The sequence below is a fragment of the Paenarthrobacter sp. JL.01a genome, from assembly GCF_025452095.1.
GTDB lineage: Bacteria > Actinomycetota > Actinomycetes > Actinomycetales > Micrococcaceae > Arthrobacter.
Genome location: NZ_CP104877.1, coordinates 2,498,745 through 2,525,468, shown reverse-complemented (window position 1 = coordinate 2,525,468; position 26,724 = coordinate 2,498,745). Strand labels below are relative to the sequence as shown.

Genomic DNA, 26,724 nt, shown 5'->3' with positions numbered 1-26,724 from the left:
CGATGCGCGGCATGAATTGGAAGGCTTACCCGACCGCTCCTTGATCCGCCTGTTCTCCTTCACCCGATTGAGGGAAAGGAGGTGGAGGCATGGACGACCAGTTTCTGGCGGCCGGTGACGTGGTCACCGCGACAGTGACGAAGTCACTGCCGTTCGGAGTTCTCGTGGAGTACGCCGATGTGCCGGGCCTCGCCAAGGGTGTGGAAGGCGCGCCCGGCGATAAGCTGAGCGTGCGTGTTCTCGAGTTTGACTCGACACAATGCCGGTTCTCGGCCGAACTCGCGTAGGCCAAGAGGGCGGGTGCTCAGATGGCGGGCGCCCGTCCTCCTCCCTCACAGCCCACACCTCGGTCGAGATCGAGGGCTGTGCCACTATTCAGTGTTGGAAACTGACCCAAGCCGCGCAGCCTCGGTGGCCAATTCCGCTTCCAGTGTCTCGATGCTCGGCAGGCTCGCAACCAACTCATCAGGCAAAGAATCCGCCAGCGAGGTCCGCCACTCCGCGATTCCCACGGGTGCATTGAAACCCCGCAAGGCGTACTCCGCTACGACACTATTCTTCTCCTTGCACAGCAGCAAGCCGATGGTTGGTTTGTCGTCAGGGTGTGCCATGAGGTCATCGACGGCAGCCATGTACATACCCAGCTGGCCAAGGAAACCTGGCTCGAACTTCACGGCTTTCAGCTCGATGACCATGTAGCAGCGCAACTTCAGGTGGTAGAAGAGCAAGTCGGCGAAAAACTCATCTCCTGCAATCTCAAGCCGGACCTGTTCGCCGACAAAGGCGAAACCCTGGCCCAGTTCCAACAGGAATTTCTCCACGTGTTTCACCAACTGCAGCTCCAGGTCCCGTTCTGTGTGGCGATCGCTCATGGCGAGGAAGTCAAAGACATAGGGGTCCTTGGTGGCCTGCTGGGCAAGGTCAGAGTCCGCGGGAACCATGGTGGACTTGAAATTGGTGATCGCCTGCCCTGAGCGTTCATGCAGGCGGGTGGAGATCTGGTGTGTCAGGACGTTGCGGGACCATCCATGCTGCGCAGCCGCCGCCGCGTACCAAAGCCGCGTGGCGGCGTCGTCGAGCTTTTCGAGAAGGGCGATCTGGTGGTACCAGGGCAATGTTGCAAGAGGCGCTTGCAACATTGGAAAGTCGGGCCAGGCCTGGGCGAAGCTCTTCATGTACCGCAGGTTCCTGGGGGAGAAGCCCTTGGCCTCGGGGAACCGGGTGCGGATGTCAGCCGACAGCCGCGTGACCACTTTGGCACCCCAGCCTTGCTCGGATTCACGCTCGGCCAGTTGCCGTCCGATGCTCCAGTACGAATTCAGCAGCTCCGAGTTGGCCGCTGCCATGGCCCGGGTCCTGCCCGCCCGGACCTCCCGCGCCACGGTGCTGAGCAAAGCGGGATACCAGTCAGGCATGGAGGAAGCCGCCGGAACGCCCGGAAACGAGACCTCGGTGGCGAGCTCTTTGGATGGCATGATGCTCCTGTCGATTGCTGTTGCCATCACGCTACGGGTGGGCACTGACAAAATAGACAGGTGAGTGATGCCGGTGAATTCGTTGACTACACCCTGCAAATGGAATCCACCTGGGAAAAAGCTGCTGAGGCTTCCGAGCGTTTGGGTGGGGGACTAAAGGTCTATGGCGCGTCCGTCGGCGCTGTCCGGGGAACGGTGCGCGATGCCCTGAAGCGTCACAAGAACCTCGACCACGATGACATCACCGCACTGAGTTCGGAACTGTGGGAGGAGCCGGTCTACGAGCGGCGGCTGGCCGCCGTCGTCCTGCTCCAAACCAAAGTCGGTGTCCTGGTCAACACGGACCTCACGCGCATCGAGGGCTTCATCAGGCAGGCCGGAACCAGGGAATTGGTGGATCCCCTCGCCACGGACGTCGTACGACCCCTGCTGAACCGGCTGGAGGGGCGCGCCAGGGAACGTGCTGAACGCGTGCTGGAGCGGTGGTCTACGGACCCTGATGAGGAGCTGCGCCGCGCGGCCGCTTTGGCCACAGGGGCCGCCACCCCTTGATAAGCGCCACAGACCGGCCTAGCGTTTCCATACCGCGTGCCAGTGGACCGGAAGGCAGGTCGATCGATGAAATCGCTGTGGTTGGACAGGGAATCGCGCTTTACCTCTGACGCCATGCCCGAAGAAAAGCACTTCGACACCATCGTGGTCGGTGCCGGGCTGACGGGGATGGTGACGGCGTTGTTGCTGTCCCGGGCCGGTCAGCGCGTGGTGGTCTTCGAAGCACGCACCCTCGGGGCCGTGACCACGGGCAACACCACGGGCAAGCTGAGCCTGCTCCAGGGCGGAGCACTGTCCGCCCTCCGGGGGCAGTACTCCATCAAAGTGGTGCAGGCCTATGTGGAAGCAAACAAGTCCGGCCAGGCGTGGCTCACGCAGTATCTGGAACAGCAGGGCGTTCCATTCCAGCGCCGGACTGCGGTCACCTTCGCCACTTCCGACGACGGCGCCCAGCGGCTCCGCAAGGAGGCTGCGGTGTCGCGGGACGCAGGTTTGGAGGTCCACTTCAGTCGGGACGCGGGACTGCCGTTTCCAGTCACTGAAGCCTTGGAATTGGAGGACCAGGCCCAGATCCATCCGATGGAGGTCCTGGACACACTTGCTGCGGACATCCGGGAACATGGCGGCCTGGTTGTTGAAGGAGTGCAGGTTCAGAACGTGGGATCCGACAATCCCCTGGAAGTGTCCACGCGCAAAGGAACGTTCACTGCCGACACCGTGGTGATAGCCACGGGCACACCCATCCTCGACCGCGGCCTGTACTTCGCCAAGCTGGAACCCAACCGTTCCTACGCTGCCGCCCTGCGCCCGTCGCCAGGGGCACAACTTCCCCAAGCCATGTACTTGTCCATTGACGCTCCTACCAGGTCGCAGCGCACGCACCCCACGGCTGAGGGCGAGCTGCTGCTGGTGGGCGGCTACGGTCATACCGGTGGCCGGGCCGCATCGCCGCAACAGCACCTGAACGACCTCCTGGGGTGGGCCAACAAGCACTATCCAGGCGCGGAAGTGACACACACCTGGTCAGCGCAGGACTACCAGGCAACGAACCTCGTGCCGTTCTTCGGCAAGCTGCCCCGAGGCCACGGCAGGATCTTCTTCGGCACCGGCTACAACAAATGGGGGATGAGCAACGGCGTCGCCGCTGCCTTGTCCATCACCTCGGACATCCTGGGCGGCCAGTCCGACTGGGCCAGAATCATCCATCACAGGGTCACTTCTCCCCAAGGTGCCCTGCAGGCTGTCCGGCTCAACGCCAGTACCACCAAGCGAATGATTGAGGACAAGGCCAAAGTCAGGAGCAACCCGGAGATCACCGATGAAACCCGTCCACCGGAAGGCAGCGGCGTGGTCGGGCTGTACAAGGGCGAACCCGCAGCGGTGTCCACGGTCGATGGCAAAGTCTGCAGGGTCTCGGCCAGCTGCGCGCACTTGGGCGGACTCTTGACATGGAACGATGCCGAAAAGTCATGGGACTGCCCGCTGCATGGCTCAAGGTTCACGCCGGAGGGCAAATATCTTGAAGGGCCGGCAACCCACCACCTCCAGAAAACGGTGGGCAAAAAGAAGGACTAGCGGAGCCTGTCGACGCGGCGTTGTGCTTGGTCAGCACTGCGTCGGAGCTGCGTGGCTGTCCTGACTGCAAGTTTCTTGTCGGATTCGGCGGACTCGGCGTCCCGCGTAATGCCAATGAGATCGGCCTCCAGGGAGGCCAGCTTCTTCTTCACCTCGGAAATTTCAGACTCGACATCCGAGCGACGGCGGGCGAGCTCATTGACGACATCCCAGGCCGAGGATGCCTGATTTTCTGCTTGCCGGGCCTCGCGGTCCGCTGCGTCGAACTCGTCCTGCGCTTCCTGCAACGCAGCCTGCCGCTTTGCGGCACGGCGTTCGGCCAAAGATGTGGCCTCTTGCTTGGGGTCTTTGACTTTTGCTGGGCTGCTGTCCTGTGAGCGAACCTTGGGGTCCGGCGCTTCTTCGGCAGCTGAGGTTGTCGCCCTTCTGGTTCGGGCCGGAGCGGGGCTGCGCTCTTCGGTGCTGGCGGCATATTCGGGTCCGGGCGCCGCAACGGCGTCGGTGATGTCGACAGATTCGAAACCGCTTCCACTGAGCCCGCGGACCAGTCGTCCTGTGGCCACCGCCCGCGCGGCTCCGGCGTCGGCCATGGCGGCACGCAGGGTTTGTTCCGTGTCCGATGCCGCCGCCGCACTCAGGGGCGCGCCCAACTCTTCGGCAAGGTCCTTGGCGGCATGGACGGCCGTCGTCAGCTGCCCTTGCCGTTGTTGGCTCAGTTCCCTGAACGCCCCGGCATCCGATTCTTCCTGGGCGGCCCGGAGCGACGCGCCAAAACGCACGACGCCGTCAATCACCTCGGGCTTGTGGACTGCGAGCATGTTGATGGCCCAGGCCCCTGCGGCTGGCTTGGGGAGGCGGCCGATCTCCTGGGCAAGCTCCTTCTGGCCTGATTCCTTCGCCGCGCGCACCAAGGATGTCCGCTCGGAGGTGAAGTCGCGCGGCAGTACTGCGTACAGCTCCTGGGCGGCCTCGCTGAGATCCATGAACCCATCCTAGGGTCCACCCTCAGCCGTTGCCGGGAGCGAATCTTCGTGGAACGATGGCTTAGGGTAGCCTAAGTCGCGTGGACCAGATCATGAGTTTGCCCTTCGGCGTTGCCCTTGCAACGCTCTTCGCGATTGTCATGATCCGCGTCAATGTCACGTATTGGATCGGCCGTGGAGCTGTCGCCGGATTCGCGCACACCCGTTACGGGACCTCGCTCCAACGCCCCAAAGCAGCCCGGGCCCAAGCCCTCATCCAGCGGTGGGGACCCTACGCCGTCGTTCTTTCCTTCCTCACCATCGGCCTCCAGACCGCGATCAATCTGGCGGCCGGCGCCGCGCGCATGCCCCTTCGGAGATATCTCCCCGCGGCCATTATCGGGTCCATCGTTTGGGCGCTCCTGTACGCCACCATCGGACTTGCGGCCTTGGAGGCCTGGCTGGCGGTTGCCGCGGGGTCGCCGGTTGGGGCCGCGGTGGGCATCGCCGTGGCGGCTGCCTTGGTTGTCTGGATCGTTGTGATCCGCAAGCGTCGGGCGGCAGGCAAATCAGCGGATACAGTGGTCTGAGTTCTACTGCTGCATCGGCGAAAGGCTCGGGTTGACTACTGCATTACCGGAACTGGCGGACGGCGTTTTCTATTACGAATCGTTGGGCGGTGGCCGTTTCCGTTCCACGATTCATGCCCAAGGCGCTTGGAATCCTCACGAACAACACATGGCGCCGGCCTCGGGAATCCTCGCCGATGCCCTTGTGCGGCATGAGCCCAGGGATGATGTCCGGCTTGCCCGGATCAGCTACGAAATCCTTGGCCTGATCCCTGGCGGAGAGTTTCAGATCACCACCTCGACGTTGAGGCCGGGGAAGACCATTGAACTGATCCAGGCCGAGCTTTTCGCCGGAGGGCGCGTAGCCATCCGGGCCGCCGCCTGGCGCATGATCACGAGCGATACCAGCGCTGTGGCCGCGGTCGAGGACGAACCAATGCCCGCACCTGATGAATGCAAGCCCTGGGACGGGGCCAGTGTTTGGCCGGGCGGATACATCCGCTCCCTGGAGATGCGCATCGCCGAAGGGCACCGCCCGGGATCGGGCAGGGTGTGGATCCGGACCTCGCACCCCCTGACGAATCGGGCAGACAGCACTGACCTTGCGCGGTTGATGGGCCTCGTGGACACGGCCAACGGCATCGCTGCGCGTGTCCCTCCTGGCAAAGACAGTTACATCTTCCCGAACGTGGACCTGCAGATCCACATGTACCGCGCACCGGCGGGCGAATGGCTTGGACTGGACAATAAGGTCTCTTTCGGCGCCGATGGCATTGGTTTGACGTCGACAGTGTTGCACGACATTGATGGGCCGTTCGGCAGGGCCGAGCAGATCCTGACGTTGAGGAAGAGCTGATGCACGAAGCCGCCGCCCCAGGCAAACAGCTCACCGTCTACCGGCAACAGGCGTCCCTGGGCGCTGCAGGAGACCTCGACTTTGCCCTGCAGCTGCTCAAGCGTGCCCGCGGCGGTCAGCTCGGGCCCTCGCTTCGTTTGTACCGGCCGCAACCCACGGTTGCTTTCGGCCAGCGGGATGCCAACCTGCCGGGCTTCGCCGCAGCCGAAGAAGCGTGCAGGGAGCGTGGCTTTGAGCCGCTCATCCGGAAGGCCGGTGGCAGGGCGGCCGCCTATCACCAAGGGACGCTGGTGATCGACCACATTGAGCCGCACCCCGACGCCATCGTCCGAGCAAAGGCGCGTTTCTCCGAGTTCGGCGAGCTGTTGGCGGGCGCTCTGCGCAGCGTCGGTGTCCATGCCGCCGTCGGCGAGATCCCCGGGGAGTACTGCCCCGGCGAGTTCAGCGTCCACGGAGAGGACCCTGACTTTCCCGCGCACCGGATCAAACTGATCGGCACCGCCCAACGCGTTGTGGCCGGCGGCTGGTTGTTCAGCTCCGTGGTGGTGGTGGAGAATTCCGGTCCCATCCGTGATGTCCTGGCGGCCAGCTATGAGGTGCTGGGCCTGGATTGGGATCCCGCGACGGCCGGCGCCGCCAACGACTTGCTGCCCCACCTTGACGTAACCACCGTGGAGGCGGCGGTTGTCGAGGCGTACCGCAGCTATGCGGACGTCGTCGACGGCGACTTCCGCACCCTCCTGGGCTGATCACCCCGTTACCCTGGTCTGTGCTCAGCTGCGGATGGGGCAGCTGAGCACAGACCACTCTCAGTGGCCGCGGGCTATCCACTCATCGAGCTGCGGCTTCTCCGCGCCGATCGTGGTGCTGTCTCCGTGGCCGGTGCGGACCACAGTCTCCTCCGGCAGTGTCAGGAGTTTGGTCCTGATGGACTCGATGATGGTGGGGAAGTCGCTGTAGGAACGCCCCGTTGCTCCCGGGCCGCCTTGGAAGAGTGTGTCCCCACTGAAGAGGGTGCTTTCACTGGGCAGGTGGAACGACACCGAGCCAGGTGAATGTCCTGGCGTGTGGACGGCCTTGAGCGTTCCGCCGGCGACATCGAAGGTGTCTCCGTCCGAGATGGAGTTGTCAGGATCGACCCCGGGGAAGACGTCGTGCCAAAGCATCCAGTCTTCCTTGTGCAGGTAGACCGGTGCCTTGACGAGTTCGCGGAACTCGCCTGCGTACCGGATGTGGTCATCGTGCCCGTGGGTGAGCAGGATGGCTTTGACGGTCCGGCCGTTGACGGCGTCCACAATCGCGGCGGGGTTGTGGGCGGGGTCTATGACGATGCATTCGGAATTGTCCCCAATGATCCAGACGTTGTTGTCCACGTCCCAGGTGCCGCCGTCCAGCGAGAACGTCCCGGACGTGACGACATTTTCGATCGTGAGGTTGGCGGCGCTCACAGCTCAACCACCGATCGCAGGACTGCGCCGTGGTGCATCTTGTCGAAAGCTTCTTCCACCTGCTCGATGGAGATCCGTTCGGTGACGAAGGCGTCGAGGTCCAGCTTGCCTTGCTTGTAGAGGTCCACCAGCATGGGGAAATCGCGAGAGGGCAGGCAGTCGCCGTACCAGGACGACTTGAGGGAGCCGCCGCGGCCGAACACGTCCAACAAGGGCAGTTCCAGGGTCATCTCCGGTGTGGGAACGCCAACGAGGACCACGGTTCCTGCGAGGTCGCGCGCGTAGAAGGCCTGCTTGTACGTTTCGGGGCGTCCGACGGCGTCAATCACCACGTCTGCGCCGAAGCCGCCAGTGAGAGCACGGATTTCTTCGACCGGGTCTCCTGCCGATGAATCAACCGTGTGCGTCGCGCCGAGGTCCTTTGCGCGTTCGAGCTTCTTGGCGTCGATGTCGACGGCGATGATGGTGGTTGCGCCTGCGAGCGTCGCGCCCGCGATGGCTGCCACGCCTACGCCGCCGCAGCCGATGACGGCCACTGAGTCGCCGCGCTTGACGCCTCCGGTGTTCAGGGCGGCGCCGAGACCTGCCATGACACCGCAGCCGAGCAGGCCTACGGCAGCAGCATCGGCGTCGGGGTCGACCTTGGTGCACTGTCCGGCGGCGACGAGGGTCTTCTCGATGAAAGCGCCGATGCCCAGTGCCGGGGACAGTTCCGTGCCGTCCTCAAGGGTCATTTTCTGGGTGGCGTTGTGGGTATTGAAGCAGTACTGGGGTTCGCCGCGCTTACAGGCGCGGCAGTTGCCGCAGACGGCGCGCCAGTTCAGGACGACACGGTCGCCCGGTGCGACGTCGGTGACGTCCGGACCCACTGCGCTGACGACGCCGGTAGCCTCGTGGCCGAGCAGGAACGGGAAGTCGTCGCTGATGCCCCCAAGCTTGTAGTGGAGGTCGGTGTGGCAGACGCCGCTGGTGAGGATGTCCACCAGGGCCTCGCCCGGGCCGGGTTCGGGAACAAGGACGGTTTCGAGGGTTGCGGGTGTGCCCTTGGAGCGGACGACGACGCCTTTGACTGCGTGGACCATTGAGGTGGTTCCCTTCGGACTCGCGGAGGGCGGGCCCGGTTAATGCAGCAGGGCCCGCTACGGATTCCCACTCTGTCTATCACAGGTGACAGACACTACGTGGTTTGTTCCGTGCGGGCCCTGCGCCGGTTACGGCCACACCTTAGGCGGCGAGGCGGCTCTCGACCTCGGAGGCTGAGGGGTTGGTGGCAGCCGTGCCATCCGGGAAGAGCACGGTGGGGACGGTGCGGTTGCCTCCGTTGAGCTGCTCGACGAGTTCGGCCGTGCCATCGACTTCTTCGATGTTGATCTCGGTGTAGCCGATGCCCTTGGCATCGAGCTGCTTCTTCAGGCGGTTGCAGTAACCGCACCAGGTGGTCGAGAACATGGTGATGGTGCCGGAGTCGGGAGTGAAGTCCACGGAGCTCTCCTCAATTGTGGTTGTTTGCGCGGGGTGTTTCGTTCCTAACAACGGTAACCCGGCGCAGAATAATTCCCATGTGGCTGCGGATCCGCGCTACGTCACACGGATGCGCTGGTGTCATTTCGGGGTAAAGGGCAGACTGTTGGCATGTGTGGACGTTACGTGATGGCCCGTGCGGTGGGAGATTTGCTCGCCGTCTTCGACGCTGAGCTTGAGAACGAGATTGCCTTGGAGAAGTCGTGGAACGTTGCCCCGACGGACGCGGTCCCGATCGTCCTTGAGCGGTTGGTCGATGACGACGTCAAGAGGCAGCTTCACGTGGCCAAGTGGGGATTGGTGCCCTCCTGGGCCAAGGATCCCAAGGGTGGTGCCCGCTTGATCAACGCGCGCAGTGAAACCCTTTTGGAGAAGCCTTCCTTCAAGAAGGCTGTCGTAGCCCGACGATGCGCGGTGCCGGCGGACGGCTATTACGAGTGGAAGAAGGGCGAGGGCAAGAACAAGCAGCCGTACTACGTCCACCCCGTAGATGGGCACGGCCTGGTGTTCGCCGGTTTGTATGAGTGGTGGCGGGACCAGAGTGCGTCCCCGGACGATCCCGCCCGTTGGTTGTTGTCCATGTCCATCCTGACCGCGGATACTCCGACGGCGGATTCGGCACGAACGCGACGCAGCGCTTCGGTGTTCGATGAACTGACATCCCTGCACGACCGCGTCCCCCTGCCCATGAGCACAGAGACGATGGAAGCGTGGCTCGATCCGCGGGAAAAGGACGCCGCAGGCCTTGTGGACCTGGTCCGCTCCCGGGCGCACGATGCCGCTGCCGATTGGACGCTGGACCCGGTGGGGGCCGCCGTCGGGAATGTCCGTAACAACTCGCCGGAGCTTATCGAACCCGTGGAGGGCCTGTTCTAGGCTTCAGAGGATTTCCAGGCTTCAGAGGGCTTCGTTGACGGGCACGCCTGATTGGAACTCACGGCCATCAGCTTCACTGAACGCCGTCATCACGTGGCTTTTGCCGAGTCCGTGGATGGCGGACATGGGAAAGTTCCCGGTGATGACGTTGCCGGAGTGCTCTACGCCTTTGATGTCGTAGTTTTCCTCCGCGCTGAGGGAATGGTTGAAGGAGTAGAACGAGATAGCCTCGCCGTTCATGAACTCGATGCCGAGCCTTCGCTGCGAGGAGTAGTCTTCACTGGCAGCAACAAGGCCCACGACATAAGCGCCGGAGCCTGGAATGTTGCCGTCAATTTCGAACCTCGCCACCAGGTTGTCATCAGCGGCTGAGATGTTGACCTTCTTCAGGAATGCCTCATTGGTACTCATGGCACAATCCTGCTCTGCGGACCCGCTGCCGTCCACCCCTGCAGGTGATCCTTCGCTCAGGCCTCCAAGAGCCGCTGGATGTTTTCCGCCACCCTTTCCTTGCTGATGCCCTGGCCCTTCCTCGAGGTCAGCAGGTGCAGGACCAGGCCGTCGCTGTAATCGGAAACCGCTTCTGCCCGCGCCCTCGGTTCCGTCACCCCCATGGCCTCGAGCAGCTGTGCCAACGCCGATACCAGCCGCTCGTGTCCGGCCGCCACTACCTCCGGCTGGTCCAGCGCGAAAACGAAGCGTGCCCTCGTCAGTCCTGCGTTTTCCTGCGCGAGTCCCATGACCGCTCCGGCGAGCTGCTGCGCCACTGCCGTGGTCGACGTCGGGCGTTCCTGGGCGCCCTGCTGCAGCAGGAGGGTGTCCAGCTCTTCAACGCGGTCGACGGCGGCACCCACCAGGGCGGCACGGTTGCGGAAGTAGTTCGAGGTTGTCCCGACGGCGACTCCGGCTTGTGCGTCGACGGAACGGTGCGTGAGGCCCTTAAGGCCTTGGGCGGCGACGACGGCGAGCGCGGCATCGGCTAACTGGGTTCGTCGATCGGGCATGGCGAAAGTCTAGCTCCCACCCCTACTGCTACTACAAATGTAGTAGTAGAGTTTGGGCATGAAAAAGGTGGACATCATCGGTGGAGGTATAGCTGGCCTGGCGCTCGCAGCGCGGCTGGACCCGGGCACGTTTGATGTAACGGTGTACGAGCAGAGGCCCGAACTGCCCGCCGTGGGAACAACCCTGGCCATGTGGCCCGGGGCCCAACGCGCTTTGTCTGAAATCGGGATACTCGGCGCTGTTCGAAGCCGGGGATCCATCATTACCGCCGGAGCCCTGCGTGATCCCTCGGGTGCGGCCCTGCTGGCCGTTGAGGGCGAAGGGTTGGTCGGCATAGCCCGGCCCGAACTCCTGAAGCTCCTCGATTCCGCCGTGCCCGCGTCCGTGGAACGTGTTTACCAACGAGCCGAGGTCATTGCCGAGAATGCCTGGCTGACAGTGGGCGCGGACGGGGTCAACAGTATTGTCCGGCGAAAATTCTGGGGCCGACGGAGCGCGGCCCGGCCCACCCCTTTCCTGGCCGTCAGGGGAGTTGTTCCCGGCACGCCCGTTCCCGGGGATGTTGGCGAATACTGGGGCAAGGGAGAGATCTTTGGGCTGGCCCCGGCTGTTGGCGGAACCAACTGGTACGCCTCCTTCCGCTCTGATCTGGGACCGGAGAAGGTGGACGTCCCGGAAGCGCTTGAGCTTACCCGGGACAGGTACGGCAATTACTCGGAAGCTGTCAGGGATGTTCTGCGCCAGGCGACCCCTGGGAACTCCTTGGCGCAGCGCATCTGGACGGCTCCGCCGTTGGCCCGGTATTCAAGAACAAATGTGGTCCTCGTGGGGGATGCCGGCCATGCCATGACACCGAACCTCGGCCGGGGTGCCTGCGAGGCGCTGGTCGACGCCGTCAGCCTGGGAAACCTCCTGAATGAACTGCCGAAGGAGGAAGCGCTCGCCGCCTACGACAGGAAGCGCGTGTTGCGCACCCAGCAGCTCAGGCTCGCCTCGGCCCTCATGGGAAGCGTCGCATTGGCGCAGGGGATGCAACCGTGGCGCGACGGGCTGCTGAAACGGGTCGGAAAGCGTGTAGCCAAGGCTTCTGCACGGAGTGGAACTTCGAAGTAGGTTTTGCCCCGACGTCGGCGTAAACTGGATTTATTCGAACATACTTTCGAATCAATTCAATCGGCGTTATGAGGTGTGAAATGGGGCTGTTCAGCGAGTCCGTAGTGGTCAACTGCACGGAAACAGGCCAGCCGCAGGAAGTCCAGTGGAAGGGGATCCTGTACACCGTCACCAACGAACCGGTCCGGTGGTTCGAACGCCGCCAATGGTGGGCCGAGGAGAACCGCGCACCCATCGGTACAGGGGCAGGCCTTGTCGACCACGAGATCTGGCGCGTCCAGCTTCACCCACTGCAGGCCGGGCAAAAAGAGAACCACACCATCACCCTTGACCTTGTCCGGCACGTAGGCAGCGGCCGTTGGCGACTCCTACGAATCCATGACGCCGCACCAGCCCGCGCGGTGGAACCCGACGAAGCAGCGTGAAACCTTGAGCTTCACCCATCTGCACGTCTCCACCGCATTCAGCGCACACTATGGGGTCTCCTGGCCCGACGAACTCGCCCAGACCGCAGCAGCCGACGGAGCAACAGCGCTCGCCTGCACAGACAGGGACGGACTCTACGGCACAGTTAAACATCTCAAAGCCTGCATGGATGCAGGTATCGATCCCATCGTCGGTGTGGACTTGGCAGTTTTCGACGACGACGGCGACCACCGCACCCAAGTCGCGGGCCGCGTCGTCGTACTGGCCCACGGGCACAACAACGGGGCAGGATACCGCGCACTATGCCGCTTAGTATCCGATGCCCATGCCCGCACCTCTGGCAAAGCCGGGGGAGTTGTCCCCGTTGCAGTAACCCGCGCTGAACTTGCTTCCAGAACCTTGGACCCCACAACACTAAAGCCCGTGTTGACCGTACTGATCGGACCAGACTCGGATGTCGGACGGGCCATGGGTGGGCGCAAATACCTCAGGCCAAGAACCCTCTTCAAACAATGGATCGACGCGTTGCCGGCCGGCACCGTGGTAGCCGAGATCGTTTCCCACCTCAGCGCACCAGGGGAGCCCCTCAGCACGGCACATGCCGTACGCATGCTCAAACTTGCCCTCGAATACAACGTCCCCGCCATTCTCAGCAACGCCGTGCGCTACTGCGCCCAGGACGGGGCAGCAACCGCTGATGTCCTGGACTCGGCACGCACCTTGAAGTCCCTCCCCGAACTCTCCTCAGAGCCAATGCTCCAACCAGCCGGTCACCTCCAACCCACAGGGCAGGGCTGGTTGAAGAGCCCCCGCCACATGCTCCAGCTCGGCAAGGAAATCATGACCGCCGCCGGCCTGGGGCAAGCCGGGCTCAGCAAACTGCTCGCCAACACCGAAGCGCTCGCGGACAAATGCCGCACCGACCCCATCCTGGACATGGGGTGGAAAAAGCCTGTCGTCCCGGAGGCATCCATCATTGGCATCGACAACGATCCCATGCTGGAATTGGCCCAACGCTGTGAAGCCGGAATCAACAGGCGATTCGCGGGTATCAGCGGTGGTGCGGAAAAGCGGCTGCGCTCGCGGCTGGAGCACGAGCTGGGGATCATCGGCAGACTGGGCTTTGGCTCCTACTTCCTCACTGTGGCTGAGGTTTCGCGGATGATCCTTGGTATGGGGGTCAGGGTTGCTGCCCGGGGCTCAGGGGCCTCAAGCCTGGTCAATTACCTGATCGACATCAGCCAGGTCGATCCCATCCGCCACGATCTCATTTTTGAACGTTTTCTCTCCGGACGCCGCTCCACCCTGCCTGATATCGACATCGACGTCGAAAGCGCGGAACGGCACAACGTCTACCGGAAGATCTTCGACCGGTTCGGGGCTGAGCGGGTCACGCTCATGAGCATGCAAAACGGCTACAGGGCCCGCGGCGCTGTCAGGGACGCGGGAATGGCGCTGGGAATGGACGAGGGCGAGGTCGGCGATATCGCCAAGCAGCTCTGGAGGTTCTCAGCTCGAAAATTCCGCGAAGCGCTGGTGGAGAAGCCCGAACTCCGCGACTTTGCCGGCCGTGTAGAACGCGGCGGAATGGAAGAGAACCAGCAACTCGATCTCCTGGTGGATCTGACTGAAAGACTTGACCGTTTGCCCCGGCATATCTCCATGCACCCTTGTGGAGTGATTCTGGGGGATGCAACACTCCTTGACCGGACCCCTGTCCAGCCCAGCGGCCTGGGCCTGCCCATGAGCCAGTTCGACAAACATGACATGGATCCCATGGGCATGCTCAAGCTGGATGTCCTGGGCGTAAGAATGCAAAGTGCCATGGCCTTCGCGGTGCGCGAAGTAATTCGGCTCCATCCTTCCAAAGCTGAGGTGGTTGCAGCAGGAAACCACCCTTTGGGACCTGAAGGCACAGGACCTGACTACATCGGCGAAGACGGCCGGATCGAGCTCAACGACGTCCCGTTCGACGACGAGCCAACCTTCGACCTGATTCGGAGCACCCACACCTTGGGGTGCTTCCAGATCGAGTCGCCGGGTCAACGGGAGCTCATAGGAAAGATGGCTCCACGCGAATTCAATGACCTCATCATCGACATTTCGTTGTTCCGTCCAGGCCCGATGAAATCGGACATGGTGCGCCCCTTCCTTGAACACAGGCATGGTTTCGCGCCGGAGGTCTACCCGCATCCGGACCTCAAACCCGTGCTGCAGGAAACGCATGGAGTGACGGTGTTCCACGAGCAGATACTCAAGACCTTCGATGTCATGACAGGGTGCGGGTTAGCCAGGGCCGATGAATTCCGCAGGGCCCTTGGCGATGAAATCCGGGAACCTGAAGTGGAGAGCTATTTCCGTCGTGAGGCCATCAGAAATTACACGCCTGAGGTCGTGGACAAAGTCTGGGGGACGCTGAAAGCTTTTGGAAGCTTTGGCTTCTGCAAAGCCCATGGGGCGGCCTTTGCAGTGCCTACCTATCAATCGGCATGGCTTAAAGCCCATCATCCAGAAGCCTTCCTTGCCGGGCTCTGGGAGCACGATCCCGGTATGTACCCCAAACGGCTGTTGGTGGCTGAAGCGCGCCGTCTAGGCATTCCCATCCTTCCCTTGGACATCAACCGAAGCCAGGCCGAATACAGGGTGGAAAAGATCCTTGAAGGAGCTGATCGCGGAAAGCTTGGAATCCGGCTGAGCCTTTCAGGGATCTACGGGTTCTCGGGAGCCGAACTGAAGAGAGTTGTGGCTGGCCAACCTTTCGATTCATTGGCTGACCTGCGCACCAGGGCGAGGGTCAGCAAGCCGAACATCAAAAGGCTGGCTCAACTCGGCGCCTTCGATGCCCTTCATAAAGATTCCGGTGGAACTGCCAACCGGGCCGATCTGGTGCAGCATCTCCAGGCTCTGCAAAGCAGTCCCTCCAAGAAGCAGAACGGCGTCATCGATGGGCAATTGTCATTCGCCCTGGGGGATGTTGAGCTGAGGAACATCGCCCCGGAACTTCCCGAGCCAACCATGGTGGAGAACGTCAGGGCAGAACTTGATCTGATGGCCGTTGACGTCAGTGAACACCTGATGGAGAGCCACCGCCCGCTCTTGGATAAATTGGGTGTGACAACCGCCGACAAACTCCTGGGCCTGCGTAACGGAACAGAAGTACTGGTTGCCGGTGTCCGCATTGCAACCCAGACCCCACCCATGCGGGGAGGAAGGCGTGTTGTCTTCATCAGCATCGACGACGGCACTGGATGCGTCGATTCGGTCTTCTTCCATGAAGCCCAGGAAGAATCGGGGCCTTTGCTGTTCGGAACACGCCTCCTGCTGATCCGCGGAACCACCAGGCGGACAGGTCCCAAAGGCATCAGTCTCAGCGCGAGCAAGGCTTGGGACCTTGGCAGGCCCGAAACCTTGCCGTTCCCGGAGATCCTTCGCGGCGATGAACAACCACCGGCCGAATACACGCAGCACGGACCCCTTCACGGCATCTCCAGGAACCTTGCCATCACTGGGTTGGGAAGCTGAACGTCCCTCAATCCCGGCCCGGCGCGCTGCTTTGGCCGCCCTCGCCGAAGCGGATACGATTGACGGTGGCTGGCTGTGGTCCCCGTACGCCACAAGCTATGAAGCCTTCACTATGAATAGGAGACACCCGTGTCAGATGCCCAACAGATCACCCTCATCGTCGATGGCGAAGAGACCAAGGTGACGGAAGGGACTACCGGCGCGGAACTCTTCTTCGAGCGCCGCGACGTTGTTGTAGCCCGTGTTGACGGTGTGCTCAAGGACCTCGACCAGCCCCTTTCCGACGGTGCGAACGTCGAGGGCGTCACCATTGAATCCCCGGACGGACTCAACGTCCTCCGCCACTCCACGGCCCACGTCATGGCCCAGGCAGTGCAGCAGCTGCGCCCGGACGCCAAGCTTGGCATCGGTCCCTACATCACCGACGGTTTCTACTTCGACTTCGACGTCGCTGAGCCGTTCACCCCGGAAGACCTGCGCCAGCTGGAAAAGATGATGCAGAAGATCATCAACCAGAACCAGAAGTTCGTCCGCCGCGTTGTCACCGAAGAAGAAGCCCGCCAGGCCATGGCCAACGAGCCCTACAAGCTTGAGTTGCTCGGCAAGAAAAACGATGCCGCGGACGCCGCGGAAGGTGTCAACGTGGAGGTGGGCGTCGGTGACATCACCATCTATGACAACGTTGACCGCAAGAGCGGAGACTCCGTTTGGTGCGATCTTTGCCGCGGCCCCCACCTGCCCAACACCAAGATCATCTCCAACGCCTTCGCACTGACCCGTTCGTCCTCTGCCTACTGGCTGGGCAACCAGAACAACCAGCAGCTGCAGCGCATCTACGGAACGGCATGGCCTACCAAGGAAGCCCTCAAGGCTTACCAGGAGCGCATCGCCGAAGCCGAACGCCGCGACCACCGCAAGCTTGGCGTCGAGCTGGACCTCTTCTCCTTCCCGGATGAGCTTGGCTCCGGCCTGCCTGTCTTCCACCCCAAGGGCGGCATCATCCGCAAGGAGATGGAGGACTACTCGCGCAAGCGCCACGTGGACGCCGGCTACGAATTCGTCTACACCCCGCACATCACCAAGGGGCACCTTTACGAGGTCTCCGGCCACCTTGACTGGTACAAGGACGGCATGTTCCCGGCGATGCAGGTGGACGCCGAGCTCAACCCGGATGGCACCGTGCGGAAGCCGGCCCAGGATTACTACCTGAAGCCGATGAACTGCCCCATGCACAACCTGATCTTCCGCTCGCGCGGCCGTTCGTACCGCGAACTTCCGTTGCGCCTTTTCGAGTTCGGCTCGGTGTACCGCTATGAGAAGTCCGGCGTCGTGCACGGACTGACCCGCGTACGCGGCATGACACAGGACGATGCCCACATCTACTGCACCCGCGAGCAGATGAAGGACGAGCTCACCACGACGTTGAACTTCGTTCTCGGCCTGCTCAAGGACTACGGTCTGGACGACTTCTACCTGGAGCTCTCCACCAAGAACGAAGAAAAGTTCGTTGGGGACGACGCCACGTGGGAAGAAGCCACGCGGACACTGGCCGAGGTAGCGGAGGCCTCCGGACTGGAGCTCGTGCCGGATCCGGGTGGAGCGGCCTTCTACGGCCCGAAGATCTCGGTGCAGGCTAAGGATGCCCTGGGCCGCACCTGGCAGATGTCCACGATCCAGCTGGACTTCAACCTGCCTGAGCGCTTCGAACTGGAATACCAGGCGGCCGATGGAACGCGCCAGCGTCCCGTCATGATCCACCGTGCCCTCTTCGGTTCGGTTGAACGCTTCATGGGTGTCCTCACGGAGCACTACGCCGGAGCATTCCCGGCCTGGCTCGCCCCGGTCCAGGTAGTGGGCATTCCCGTTGCCGAAGCGTTCAACGACTACATGTTCGACGTCGTGGGGCAGCTCAAGGCTGCAGGTATCCGCGCCGAGGTGGACATTTCCTCGGATCGCTTCCCGAAGAAGATCCGCACTGCCAGCAAGGACAAGATTCCCTTCGTGCTCATTGCCGGCGGTGAGGACGCCGAAGCTGGCGCCGTGTCATTCCGTTTCCGTGACGGCAGCCAAGACAACGGCGTCCCCGTCGAAGAGGCGGTCCGCAGGATCGTTGACGCCGTGAAGAACCGCGAGAGCTGACGGAACGGAAACAGTGACGGTGCAGGAGAACACAGGCGCGGCAGCTGACATCCCGGGCGACGCAGACGTAACCGATGATTTCGGACTCGCAGGCGTTCCGGATGCGTTTCAGCGCCTGTGGACTCCGCACCGCATGGCGTACATCAAGGGCGGGCAGGACCAGTTCAAGAACAAGGATGACTGCCCGTTCTGTGTAGGCCCCACCCGCTCGGACGAGGAATCCTTGATCGTCCACCGGGGAAAGACCTGCTACGTGGTGCTCAACCTTTTCCCTTACAACCCGGGGCATCTGCTGATCTGCCCCTACCGCCATGTGCCGGACTACACGGATATCACGGTGGAAGAGACCGCTGAGTTCGCTGAGTTGACGCAGACCGCCATGAGGGTCCTGCGTAAGGTTTCCAACCCGAGTGGTTTCAACCTCGGAATGAACCAAGGCGTCACCGGTGGGGCAGGCATCGCCGCCCACCTTCACCAGCATGTGGTTCCACGATGGGGCGGAGACGGAAACTTCTTCCCTATCATCGCCCAGACCAAAGCCATCACGCAGACCCTGGACGAGGTCCGCAAACTCGTGGCTGAAGCCTGGCCTGGGGAGTCGAATGCTCAATAGGCATGCGCGCGGCTTCTTCACTTCACTCTTTACCCCCTTGGCGCGTTGGCTCCTGCGGATCGGTGTGTCACCTGACGCCGTCACCATTGCAGGTACCGCTGGTGTCGTCCTTGGCGGCCTCATCCTGTACCCGCTGGGCCACCTATGGTGGGGTTCAGTAGTCGTTGCTGTTTTTGCGTTCTCGGACGTCGTGGATGGCATCATGGCCCGGCTCCAGGGCCGCAGCGGTGGCTGGGGAAACTTCCTTGACTCCACGTTGGACCGGTTGGCCGATGGTGCCATCTTCGCCGGTCTCACCATCTGGTTCTTCACCGGAGGCCGGGATGCGGCGATCGGAACTGCCGCCGTCGTTTGCCTGGTCCTGGGGATGGTGGTTTCCTACGCGCGGGCCAAAGCGGAATCCCTTGGCTATCACGCCAGCGTGGGGATTGCCGAGCGTGCCGAACGGTTGGCCTCGGTCCTCCTGATTACCGGCCTGACCGGCTTGGGACTTCCCCGTGTGGTTCTTTTCGCGACCCTTGTCCTGCTCGCACTGGCCAGCTTTGCCACGATCGTCCAGAGAATGGCGACCGTTCGCCGGCAAGCCATGGCTGAAGCCGAGGGAACTGGCATCTGACCAGAGTCGGCCGCTGCCATTTGTGCAGCTGTCCTACCAGAAGCCTGTTTGTTGCCCTATGAGGCAGTAATGAATGTACTTCCGCCATGCATCCTGCGACTACTATTACTAGTACTTGGTCACCTTGACCTGAAAACCCGGTGTGCGCTGAATGTGGTCGTTGGCTGCGCGTGCCTCCGGCAAGAAGGTCGTTTATCTACCCATAGGGGTTTTTGTGTCTACACCAGATGTAAGCAACGAAGCCGGTTCGTCCGCGAACAGCGTCACGGGCAGCAGCCGCGTTAAGCGCGGCATGGCGGAGATGCTCAAGGGCGGCGTCATCATGGACGTCGTTAACGTCGAGCAGGCCCGCATCGCCGAGGACGCCGGTGCCGTGGCTGTCATGGCGCTGGAGCGTGTTCCGGCTGATATCCGCGCCCAGGGTGGCGTGTCCCGCATGTCCGACCCGGACATGATTGATCAGATCATTGCCGCGGTGTCCATTCCGGTGATGGCCAAGGCCCGTATCGGTCACTTCGTTGAGGCCCAGGTCCTGCAATCGTTGGGTGTGGACTACATCGATGAGTCCGAGGTCCTGACCCCGGCGGATTACATCAACCACATCGACAAGTGGAACTTCACTGTCCCGTTCGTGTGTGGTGCCACCAACCTCGGTGAGGCGCTGCGCCGCATCAACGAAGGTGCTGCGATGATCCGTTCCAAGGGCGAGGCCGGTACCGGCGATGTGTCCAACGCGACCGGTCACATGCGCAAGATCCGCGCTGAGATCGCGAAGCTTTCGGCCCTTCCCGAGGACGAGCTCTACGTTGCGGCGAAGGAGCTGCAGGCCCCGTACGAGCTGGTGAAGGAAGTCGCCGCGACGGGCAAGCTTCCGGTGGTGCTGTTCACCGCCGGTGGCATCGCGACGCCAGCTGATGCTGCGATGATGATGCAGCTCGGCGCGGACGGTGTGTTTGTCGGTTCGGGCATCTTCAAGTCCGGCAACCCGGCAGAGCGCGCCGCCGCCGTCGTCAAGGCAACCACCTTCCACGACGATCCTGACGTGATCGCGAAGGTCTCCCGCGGCCTGGGCGAAGCGATGGTCGGCATCAACGTCGACGAAATCCCCGAGCCCCACCGCCTCGCAGAACGCGGCTGGTAACAAACAAAAGCAGTACGACGCCGGGCCGGTCACCTTCCAAGGTGACCGGCCCGGCGTCGTACTACTCGAGTCCGCGGCGCTTCAGCAGGGGTTCAAGCCGGGCGTCGCGGCCCCGGAACGCACGGAAAGACTCCAACGGCTCCCGGCTGTTGCCCCGTGACAGCAGCTCCGATCGGAACCGGTTGCCGTTCGCACGGTTCAGCCCGCCGTTTTCCTTGAACCACTCCACCGTGTCAGCGTCCAGTACTTCGCTCCAGATATAGGAGTAGTAGCCGGCGGCATAACCGGCGCCGGCGAAGATGTGCTGGAAGTAACCGGTCCGGTAGCGCGGGGGAATCAGGGGGTGGGCGATGGATGCCTGGGCAAGGGCGTTGGCTTCGAAGGCAAGGACATCCTCAGGTATGTCAGCCTCGGACAAGACATGCCATGCAAGGTCCAACAGAGCGGCGCCCAAATACTCCGTCGTGGCAAAGCCTTCACCCCACAACAACGAGGCGTTGAGCTTGTCCACGACGTTTTGGGGAAGTGCCTCACCTGTGACGTGGTGCCGTGCGTAATTGGCCAGTACTTCCGGCCACATGATCCACATCTCGTTGACTTGTGAAGGGTATTCCACGAAATCGCGGGGCACCGAGGTACCGGAGAATCGCGGGTAGGTGACCTGCGAAAAGAGGCCGTGCAAAGCGTGGCCGAATTCATGGAACACAGTCCGGACTTCGTCCAGGGACAGGAGCGCGGGCTCGCCGGGAGCAGGCTTGGTGATGTTGAGGTTGTTGATCACTACCGGTTGGGTGCCAAGGAGGGTGGATTGCTCCACGAGGGAGTTCATCCACGCCCCGCCGCGCTTGGTCTCCCTGGTGTAGTAGTCGCCAAGGAAGAGGCCCAATCCCTTCCCGTCTTCGTCGCGGATTTCCCACACCCGGACATCGGGATGGTAGCCGTCCAGGTCCTTACGTTCATCGAACGTGATCCCGTAGAGCTGGGTGGCGGCATGGAAGACGCCGTCGTGGAGCACTGTCTCCAAGGAAAAGTAGGGACGCAGGGCCTGTTCGTCCACCTCGAACTTATCCTTGCGGACACGGGCCGAGTAGTAAGGCCAGTCCCAAGGATCCAATTCCCTGCCCGCTGCCTCGGCCAGCGCCTTGGCCTCGGCCTCGGCGTTACGGACGGCGGCCGGTGCCAACCGGCGCAACATGGCCTGGACATCGCCAAATCCCGGGGCCGTCTGCTGATCCACCACAAGCTCGGCGAAGTTGGCAAAGCCAAGCAGCGATGCTTTCTCTGCCCGCAGGCGGACAGTGGCCAACACCAGTTCACGGACGTCCAGGGGCCCGCCAGCCGTGCCCCGCGCGAGCGAGGCTTCATATAAACGACGGCGGATGGCCGGCTTTTCGAGGGAGGCGAGGGCAGGCTGGTTACTGGGCTGAATCAGCGTGAGCAGGTACTTCCCGCGATGGCCCGCGGAGTTGGCGGCTTCGGCGGCGCCTGCGATGTCCTCCTCCGGCAGACCGGCGAGGTCCCCGACGTCGTCAAGAAGCAGGGCTGAGGATTTCATCGCCTCTTTGACCCGCTGGCCAAAGTCCGTTCCCAACCGTGAGAGTTTAGCGTTGACCTGGCGCAGGCGGTCCTGCCCGGCGTCATCGAGTTGGATACCGGACTGGCGGAATTCCTTCAGGTATTCCTCCACCAGGCGGGTTGATTCGGCATCGAGGCCCGCCACGTCTATGGCTGAGAAGCGTTCATACAGGCCCCGGTTCATGAACACAGCGTCCTGGTGAGCCGAGAACTTCGGGGACAGTTCGGTCTCCAGCGCTTTGATGTCATCGTCGGCATCGGCGGAGACCAATGTGAAGAAGGCAGCCGCAGCCCTGCTCAGGAGAAGGCCTGACCGCTCCATGGCCACGGCAGTGTTCTCGAACGTGGCAGGCTCCGGATTGGCCACGATGTCGTTGATCTCCTCCAGCTGTGCTGCCAGTCCGGCGTTTACTGCTTCGGCGTAGTGGTCGACCGATATTCCGGCGAACGGCGGGAGTCCGTACGGCAGGGGACTGGGGCTAAGCAGGGGATTGGTCATGAAGTGACTCTTTCACGTAGGGATCGTGTCCTCAAGGGCGGCACGCCTGGTTCCGCCCGTGTTCACCGTAGGATGAAAAGCATGGGGAAGATCACATCTGGTACCGGATGGCAGCGGTCGCAACGGGCAGCGCTGCCGACACTCGCACTGGTCGTGGCCATGACCCTGGGCGCCTGCGGGGTCATCGCTGAGAACAACGATCCCAGGCCAAGCACGGCGGCATCGGCTCCGGCAGGCGGGTCACCTTCACCAACACGTACTCCCGCCCCCAACCCGACCCCAGGGATGGGGCCGGCCTGTCCGGAACTGCGTTGCACTACGGTTACCGTGACTGGCGACATGCTGGTCCACACGCAGTTGTGGCAGCAGGCACGGGCCGATGCAGCTGCGGCCGGCCAGCCCGGCTATACCTTTGTTCCGCTTCTCGAAGGGCAGCGGCGCTACATCAGGAACAGTGACCTGGCCATCTGCCATCAGGAGACTCCGGTGGCGACGCCGGAGGGACCTTTCTCGGCTTACCCCTCCTTCAATGTGCCGCCACAAATCGTCACGGCCTCCAAAGACATCGGCTACCAAGCCTGCACCACCGCGAGCAACCACACTATTGACCGGGGCACCGAGGGGCTCCTCAGAACCTTGGATGCCCTCGATGCCGCCGGCCTGAAGCACACCGGCTCCTACCGGACGGAGGCGGCATCGGAGGAAATCCTGATGCTGCAGACGGACGCCGCAAAGGTGGCAGTCATCGAAGGAACCTACGGGCATAACGGGCAGATCCCGGAATACCCCTGGCTGGTGGACGAATTGGACCCGGCAACAATGATCGCCAAGGCAACCCGCGCCAGGGAACTTGGTGCGGACATTGTCCTGGGAGTGATGCACGCAGGAGATGAATATGCCAGCGAGCCCAATGCCCAGCAGCAGGAGGTCGCCCATGCCCTCGTGGACAGTGGCCAGTTCACCATGATCTACGGACACCACACCCATTCGGTCCTGCCCATCGAAAACTACAAAGGCACCTGGATCGTCTACGGACTGGGAAACGGCATCACGGAACTGTCGCCATGGTACGTGGTCAACAATGAAGGACTGCTGGTCAGGGCGCAGTTCAGCCAAAATGCCGCCGGTACTTGGACTGCCTCGGACCTGGCGTGGGCCCCCTCGGTGATTGTCCGTGATCCCTACCGGTGGTGTTCGGTGGCCAGCGATGCACCGCAGGGCGTGTGTGCCACGCCCGCGGCCGACGCCGAAACCCACCAAAGAACCAAAACCGTGGTTGAGTCCATGGGAGCCGCGACGGCCGGTGCCCACGAACTGCTGATCACCAAGGAGAAGTGAAACCCTACCGTGGGCGGCGCGCGGCGTGTTCGCGCGCGAGGCGGGCGTAGTCGTCGTCGGGCGTTCCCGGCACGAAGGTTCCGAACTTGCGTTCTGCTGCCGTGCGGATCAGGAAGTCCGCGATGGCCGGGTTCTTCGGCAGCAGCGAGCCGTGAAGGTAGCTGGCCACAACATTGTTGTACCGGGCGCCCTCGTGGCCATCTTTGCTGTTGTTGCCCGCGCCCTTGGTGACGGTCCCCAGAGGCTCGACGCCGGGACCCAAGGTGGTCTGTCCGCTGTGGTTCTCGTAACCCATGATGTCGCCGAACTCGGCCGATTTCATGATCACGTTGCCGATCAGGCGTTCGTCAGTGCCCTGGGTTTCAACATCCAGGATTCCAATGCCGGGGATGGTGGGTCCCGAGCTGGTCTTGAAGAACTTGCCGAAGAGTTGGTACAGGCCGCAGATCACCAGCATGGGCGCGCCGTTGTCGGCAAGCTCCCGCAATTGCTCCGCGCGGGCCTGGAGGTCGTCCTGGATGACCAGCTGGCCGCTGTCCTGGCCGCCGCCACCAACGATGATGTCAACGTCCTCCGGGAAATCATCGCCTACGTTGTACTCCAGCAGTTCCGGGGTATAGCCGTGCCATTTGATGCGCTGCTTGAGGACCAGGGCGTTGCCCCAGTCGCCATAGATGTTCATTTCCCGTGGGTACAGCTGGAGCACGCGGATGGTGCCCTTGCCGGGCTGCGAAGCCTGGCCAGGTGCGGCCTGGGGCTGGGTTTCCGAGGTCATGAGACCACCTCAACTATGGTGATTTTGGCGAGTTCGCGGCGAATGGCGAGCATTGATGTGTAGGTGCAGAAAATGCGCTTGGGCTTGCCCCGCGAACCGTCGATGAAGGTACGCAAGGCGGCTGTGATGTCGGGTTCAACCGTGCCGAACGGAACGTCGTCGTACTGGAGGCGCAGGGCCATGTCGTAAGCGCGGACCCCGGTGAGGACTTCGACACCGCCTTCGCGGAGCGACTCGAATTCGACGTCCCACAGCCACGACATGTCCCGGCCGTCAGCGTAGTTGTCATTAATGGCGATCATGGTCGCGTAGCCGCCGGCAGGGAAGGACTTCAAGCCCAGACGGAATCCGCTGGGGTTCTTCACCAGCACCAGTTCGAGCGGTTGGCCGTCCACTGTCAGGCTTTCGCCGCGACCGAAGGCCGGTGCCACGTTACCGAGTGCTTTGACGAGCCTGGGCGTGTCCACGGGGCCGGTCCCCAAAACCGCCCGGGTCAGCGACAAAGCGGCGGCGGCGTTGAAGATGTTGTAGACCCCGCGCAGCTTCATGGTGGTGGTGACGGTCTTGCCGTCGAACTCGAAGTCGGCGTCCTGGGCACCTACCCGGCGAAGTACGACGTCGGCATCCGGCAAGTCGACTGCCTCGCCGGGCGCTGCGGCCACCGACGTTCCTGACGGTGAAGGGCCGCTGCCGGAGCGCATCTCGTCATCGTTGGGAAAGGTGCTGCGAAGTGATTCGTCCAGGCCGAAGTAGCGGACGCTGGGGTGATACACGGCGTCGAGGCTGTTGATGGTGTTGGCGATTCGCGCAACGCGCGGATCCTCGCGGTTCAGGACCACCGTATCCGTCGTCCTGGAGGCGATGTGTTCAAGGAGGCGGGCAGTCTTGTCGATTTCGCCGAAGCGGTCCAACTGGTCGCGCAGGACATTGAGCAGGAGGCTGAACCGGGGAGGAACCTTGTTCACGAAATGCACGGCGTGGGCTTCATCCAGTTCAAGGACTGCGATGTCGGCATCGAGCTTGCCCCGCCAGTCGACCTCGCCCAGCAATGATGCTGCCACCCCCCTGGTGAAGTTGCTGCCGGTGCGGTTGGTGAAGACCTTCAGGCCTTGGCTTTCCAGCAGTTCCACCACCATCTTGGTGGTGGTGGTCTTGCCGTTGGTGCCGCTGACGACGGCTACGCCGTGGGGCAATGACGCCAGCGTGCGCTGCATGAAACGGGGATCAATTTTCTCGACCACCAGGCCGGGGAACGCCGACCCTCCGCCCCGAAGCCGGGACAGTGTGCGGACCAGCTTGCCGAGGGGGACGCTGTAGGAAAGCATGCTCTGTAATATATCCCAGTCGCGGCATGGAACCCGGGTCGCAGCAGTGCCAGGCTGCTTCCCGGCACTGCCCGAAGCGTCGGGGCCACTATGATGGATCAATGACCAACCCCCTTTCCGACGCTTCATCACGCGTGGGCGCAGGCCTCCGGATCGGCGTTCTGGCACTCCAGGGCGATTTCCGTGAGCACATCCACGCCGTCGAGTCCGCGGGAGCAACAGGTGTGGGCATCCGCCGGCCCTCCGAGCTGGATGACATCGACGGCCTGATCATCCCCGGTGGCGAATCCACCACCATTGACAAACTGTCCCGGATCTTCGAAGTCCGCGAACCGATCCAGCAGCGGATCGCGGAGGGACTTCCCGTGTACGGCTCTTGTGCAGGGATGATCCTCCTTGCCAATGAGATTGCCGACCCCGCCACCGACCTCAAGGGAAACCCGCAGCAGACCTTCGGTGGCCTGGATATCACTGTTCGCCGCAACGCCTTCGGCCGCCAGCGCGAGTCCTTCGAAACGGACCTCGATTTCAAGGGGCTGGACTTCAGTGCCGGACAGGACGGCGTGGACCCCGTTCACGCAGTATTCATCCGCGGACCCTGGGTTGAGCGCGTGGGAGAGGGCGTGGACGTACTGGCCCAAGTCGATCCCGACCACGCCAGCCACACCGCCGCTTTGCATGGAGTGGCTAGAATTGTTGCAGTGCGCTCCGGCCGTTTGCTGGCCACCTCCTTCCATCCGGAAGTGACAGGGGAGAAGCGTGTGCATGAACTCTTTATTCGAATGATCAGAGGAGAAGCGTAA

At 62.6% G+C, this 26,724-nt stretch carries 26 protein-coding genes; 16 read left to right on the top strand and 10 right to left on the bottom strand.

Features of this window, described 5'->3' with window-relative positions; all coding sequences use genetic code 11:
- Window positions 1-89: 89 nt before the first annotated feature.
- Window positions 90-287, top strand: coding sequence for a hypothetical protein (locus tag N5P29_RS11865; protein ID WP_144658981.1), 198 nt, complete (start codon window positions 90-92; stop codon window positions 285-287).
- Window positions 288-371: 84 nt separating this feature from the next.
- On the opposite strand, the gene N5P29_RS11860 is transcribed toward N5P29_RS11865, so the two are convergent.
- Complete coding sequence (locus N5P29_RS11860; RefSeq protein ID WP_262275161.1) at window positions 372-1,475, bottom strand: PDDEXK nuclease domain-containing protein; 1,104 nt, start codon at window positions 1,473-1,475, stop codon at window positions 372-374.
- 60 nt (window positions 1,476-1,535) lie between these two features.
- Here N5P29_RS11860 and N5P29_RS11855 point away from each other — a divergent pair, with 60 nt between their 5' ends.
- Window positions 1,536-2,027, top strand: coding sequence for a DNA alkylation repair protein (locus N5P29_RS11855; RefSeq protein WP_262275160.1), 492 nt, complete (start codon window positions 1,536-1,538; stop codon window positions 2,025-2,027).
- 66 nt (window positions 2,028-2,093) lie between these two features.
- Window positions 2,094-3,602 (top strand): FAD-dependent oxidoreductase, encoded by a 1,509-nt coding sequence (locus N5P29_RS11850; RefSeq protein ID WP_262275159.1) that lies wholly within the window; start codon window positions 2,094-2,096, stop codon window positions 3,600-3,602.
- On the opposite strand, the gene N5P29_RS11845 is transcribed toward N5P29_RS11850, so the two are convergent.
- Window positions 3,599-4,585, bottom strand: a complete 987-nt coding sequence (locus N5P29_RS11845; RefSeq protein WP_262275158.1) for a hypothetical protein — start codon at window positions 4,583-4,585, stop codon at window positions 3,599-3,601. The genes N5P29_RS11850 and N5P29_RS11845 overlap by 4 nt on opposite strands.
- Window positions 4,586-4,665: 80 nt before the next feature.
- Between N5P29_RS11845 and N5P29_RS11840 the strand changes: the two genes are divergently transcribed.
- The 3 genes from N5P29_RS11840 to N5P29_RS11830 are packed head-to-tail and all read left to right on the top strand — an operon-like array spanning window position 4,666 to window position 6,738.
- A complete protein-coding gene (locus N5P29_RS11840; protein WP_262275157.1) occupies window positions 4,666-5,154 on the top strand; it encodes a DedA family protein in 489 nt (162 codons plus the stop codon).
- 31 nt (window positions 5,155-5,185) lie between these two features.
- Window positions 5,186-5,989, top strand: a complete 804-nt coding sequence (locus N5P29_RS11835) for a thioesterase family protein (protein WP_262275156.1) — start codon at window positions 5,186-5,188, stop codon at window positions 5,987-5,989.
- On the top strand, window positions 5,989-6,738 hold the full coding sequence (locus tag N5P29_RS11830; protein WP_262275155.1) for a lipoate--protein ligase family protein: 750 nt from the start codon (window positions 5,989-5,991) through the stop codon (window positions 6,736-6,738). The genes N5P29_RS11835 and N5P29_RS11830 overlap by 1 nt, the downstream gene beginning before the upstream one ends.
- Window positions 6,739-6,798: 60 nt before the next feature.
- On the opposite strand, the gene N5P29_RS11825 is transcribed toward N5P29_RS11830, so the two are convergent.
- The 3 genes from N5P29_RS11825 to N5P29_RS11815 all read right to left on the bottom strand — a co-directional run bounded on the left by N5P29_RS11825 (window position 6,799) and on the right by N5P29_RS11815 (window position 8,919).
- Window positions 6,799-7,437 (bottom strand): MBL fold metallo-hydrolase, encoded by a 639-nt coding sequence (locus N5P29_RS11825; protein ID WP_262275154.1) that lies wholly within the window; start codon window positions 7,435-7,437, stop codon window positions 6,799-6,801.
- The gene (locus tag N5P29_RS11820; protein WP_262275153.1) at window positions 7,434-8,519 is read right to left on the bottom strand and encodes an S-(hydroxymethyl)mycothiol dehydrogenase; all 1,086 of its coding nucleotides are present in this window, start codon (window positions 8,517-8,519) and stop codon (window positions 7,434-7,436) included. The genes N5P29_RS11825 and N5P29_RS11820 overlap by 4 nt, the downstream gene beginning before the upstream one ends.
- A gap of 142 nt (window positions 8,520-8,661) precedes the next feature.
- Entirely contained in the window at window positions 8,662-8,919 is a 258-nt protein-coding gene (locus N5P29_RS11815) for a mycoredoxin (RefSeq protein WP_018777778.1), read from the bottom strand.
- A 168-nt stretch (window positions 8,920-9,087) separates the two neighbouring features.
- Between N5P29_RS11815 and N5P29_RS11810 the strand changes: the two genes are divergently transcribed.
- Window positions 9,088-9,834: an SOS response-associated peptidase gene (locus N5P29_RS11810; protein ID WP_262278565.1), complete on the top strand. Its 747-nt coding sequence runs from the start codon at window positions 9,088-9,090 to the stop codon at window positions 9,832-9,834.
- 21 nt (window positions 9,835-9,855) lie between these two features.
- Here the strand turns inward: N5P29_RS11810 and N5P29_RS11805 are convergent, their stop codons facing one another.
- Together N5P29_RS11805 and N5P29_RS11800 are read right to left on the bottom strand one after the other, a co-directional pair.
- Window positions 9,856-10,245 carry a hypothetical protein gene (locus N5P29_RS11805; RefSeq protein ID WP_262275152.1) on the bottom strand — a complete coding sequence of 130 codons (390 nt, stop codon included), beginning with the start codon at window positions 10,243-10,245 and terminating at the stop codon, window positions 9,856-9,858.
- 56 nt (window positions 10,246-10,301) lie between these two features.
- Window positions 10,302-10,838: a TetR/AcrR family transcriptional regulator gene (locus tag N5P29_RS11800; RefSeq protein ID WP_262275151.1), complete on the bottom strand. Its 537-nt coding sequence runs from the start codon at window positions 10,836-10,838 to the stop codon at window positions 10,302-10,304.
- A gap of 52 nt (window positions 10,839-10,890) precedes the next feature.
- Between N5P29_RS11800 and N5P29_RS11795 the strand changes: the two genes are divergently transcribed.
- The 7 genes from N5P29_RS11795 to pdxS all read left to right on the top strand — a co-directional run bounded on the left by N5P29_RS11795 (window position 10,891) and on the right by pdxS (window position 20,409).
- Entirely contained in the window at window positions 10,891-11,952 is a 1,062-nt protein-coding gene (locus N5P29_RS11795; RefSeq protein ID WP_262275150.1) for an FAD-dependent monooxygenase, read from the top strand.
- An 80-nt stretch (window positions 11,953-12,032) separates the two neighbouring features.
- The gene (locus N5P29_RS11790) at window positions 12,033-12,377 is read left to right on the top strand and encodes a DUF6504 family protein (protein WP_262275149.1); all 345 of its coding nucleotides are present in this window, start codon (window positions 12,033-12,035) and stop codon (window positions 12,375-12,377) included.
- Between the two features lie 4 nt (window positions 12,378-12,381).
- On the top strand, window positions 12,382-15,900 hold the full coding sequence (locus N5P29_RS11785) for a DNA polymerase III subunit alpha (protein ID WP_262275148.1): 3,519 nt from the start codon (window positions 12,382-12,384) through the stop codon (window positions 15,898-15,900).
- A 129-nt stretch (window positions 15,901-16,029) separates the two neighbouring features.
- Window positions 16,030-18,039: a threonine--tRNA ligase gene (thrS, locus tag N5P29_RS11780; protein ID WP_262275147.1), complete on the top strand. Its 2,010-nt coding sequence runs from the start codon at window positions 16,030-16,032 to the stop codon at window positions 18,037-18,039.
- 19 nt (window positions 18,040-18,058) lie between these two features.
- The gene (locus N5P29_RS11775) at window positions 18,059-18,652 is read left to right on the top strand and encodes an HIT family protein (protein ID WP_262275146.1); all 594 of its coding nucleotides are present in this window, start codon (window positions 18,059-18,061) and stop codon (window positions 18,650-18,652) included.
- A complete protein-coding gene (gene pgsA / locus N5P29_RS11770) occupies window positions 18,642-19,268 on the top strand; it encodes a phosphatidylinositol phosphate synthase (RefSeq protein ID WP_262275145.1) in 627 nt (208 codons plus the stop codon). The genes N5P29_RS11775 and pgsA overlap by 11 nt, the downstream gene beginning before the upstream one ends.
- Window positions 19,269-19,482: 214 nt before the next feature.
- Window positions 19,483-20,409, top strand: a complete 927-nt coding sequence (gene pdxS, locus N5P29_RS11765) for a pyridoxal 5'-phosphate synthase lyase subunit PdxS (protein WP_144658962.1) — start codon at window positions 19,483-19,485, stop codon at window positions 20,407-20,409.
- 61 nt (window positions 20,410-20,470) lie between these two features.
- Here the strand turns inward: pdxS and N5P29_RS11760 are convergent, their stop codons facing one another.
- Window positions 20,471-22,483, bottom strand: a complete 2,013-nt coding sequence (locus N5P29_RS11760) for a M3 family metallopeptidase (RefSeq protein ID WP_262275144.1) — start codon at window positions 22,481-22,483, stop codon at window positions 20,471-20,473.
- A 72-nt stretch (window positions 22,484-22,555) separates the two neighbouring features.
- On the opposite strand from N5P29_RS11760, the gene N5P29_RS11755 reads away from it, so the two are divergent.
- Window positions 22,556-23,821: a CapA family protein gene (locus tag N5P29_RS11755; RefSeq protein WP_262275143.1), complete on the top strand. Its 1,266-nt coding sequence runs from the start codon at window positions 22,556-22,558 to the stop codon at window positions 23,819-23,821.
- A gap of 4 nt (window positions 23,822-23,825) precedes the next feature.
- On the opposite strand, the gene N5P29_RS11750 is transcribed toward N5P29_RS11755, so the two are convergent.
- Window positions 23,826-24,596 carry a type 1 glutamine amidotransferase gene (locus N5P29_RS11750; RefSeq protein ID WP_262275142.1) on the bottom strand — a complete coding sequence of 257 codons (771 nt, stop codon included), beginning with the start codon at window positions 24,594-24,596 and terminating at the stop codon, window positions 23,826-23,828.
- Complete coding sequence (locus tag N5P29_RS11745) at window positions 24,593-25,921, bottom strand: Mur ligase family protein (protein WP_262275141.1); 1,329 nt, start codon at window positions 25,919-25,921, stop codon at window positions 24,593-24,595. Before N5P29_RS11745 ends, N5P29_RS11750 begins: the two co-directional genes overlap by 4 nt.
- A gap of 101 nt (window positions 25,922-26,022) precedes the next feature.
- Here N5P29_RS11745 and pdxT point away from each other — a divergent pair, with 101 nt between their 5' ends.
- Complete coding sequence (gene pdxT / locus N5P29_RS11740; protein ID WP_262275140.1) at window positions 26,023-26,724, top strand: pyridoxal 5'-phosphate synthase glutaminase subunit PdxT; 702 nt, start codon at window positions 26,023-26,025, stop codon at window positions 26,722-26,724.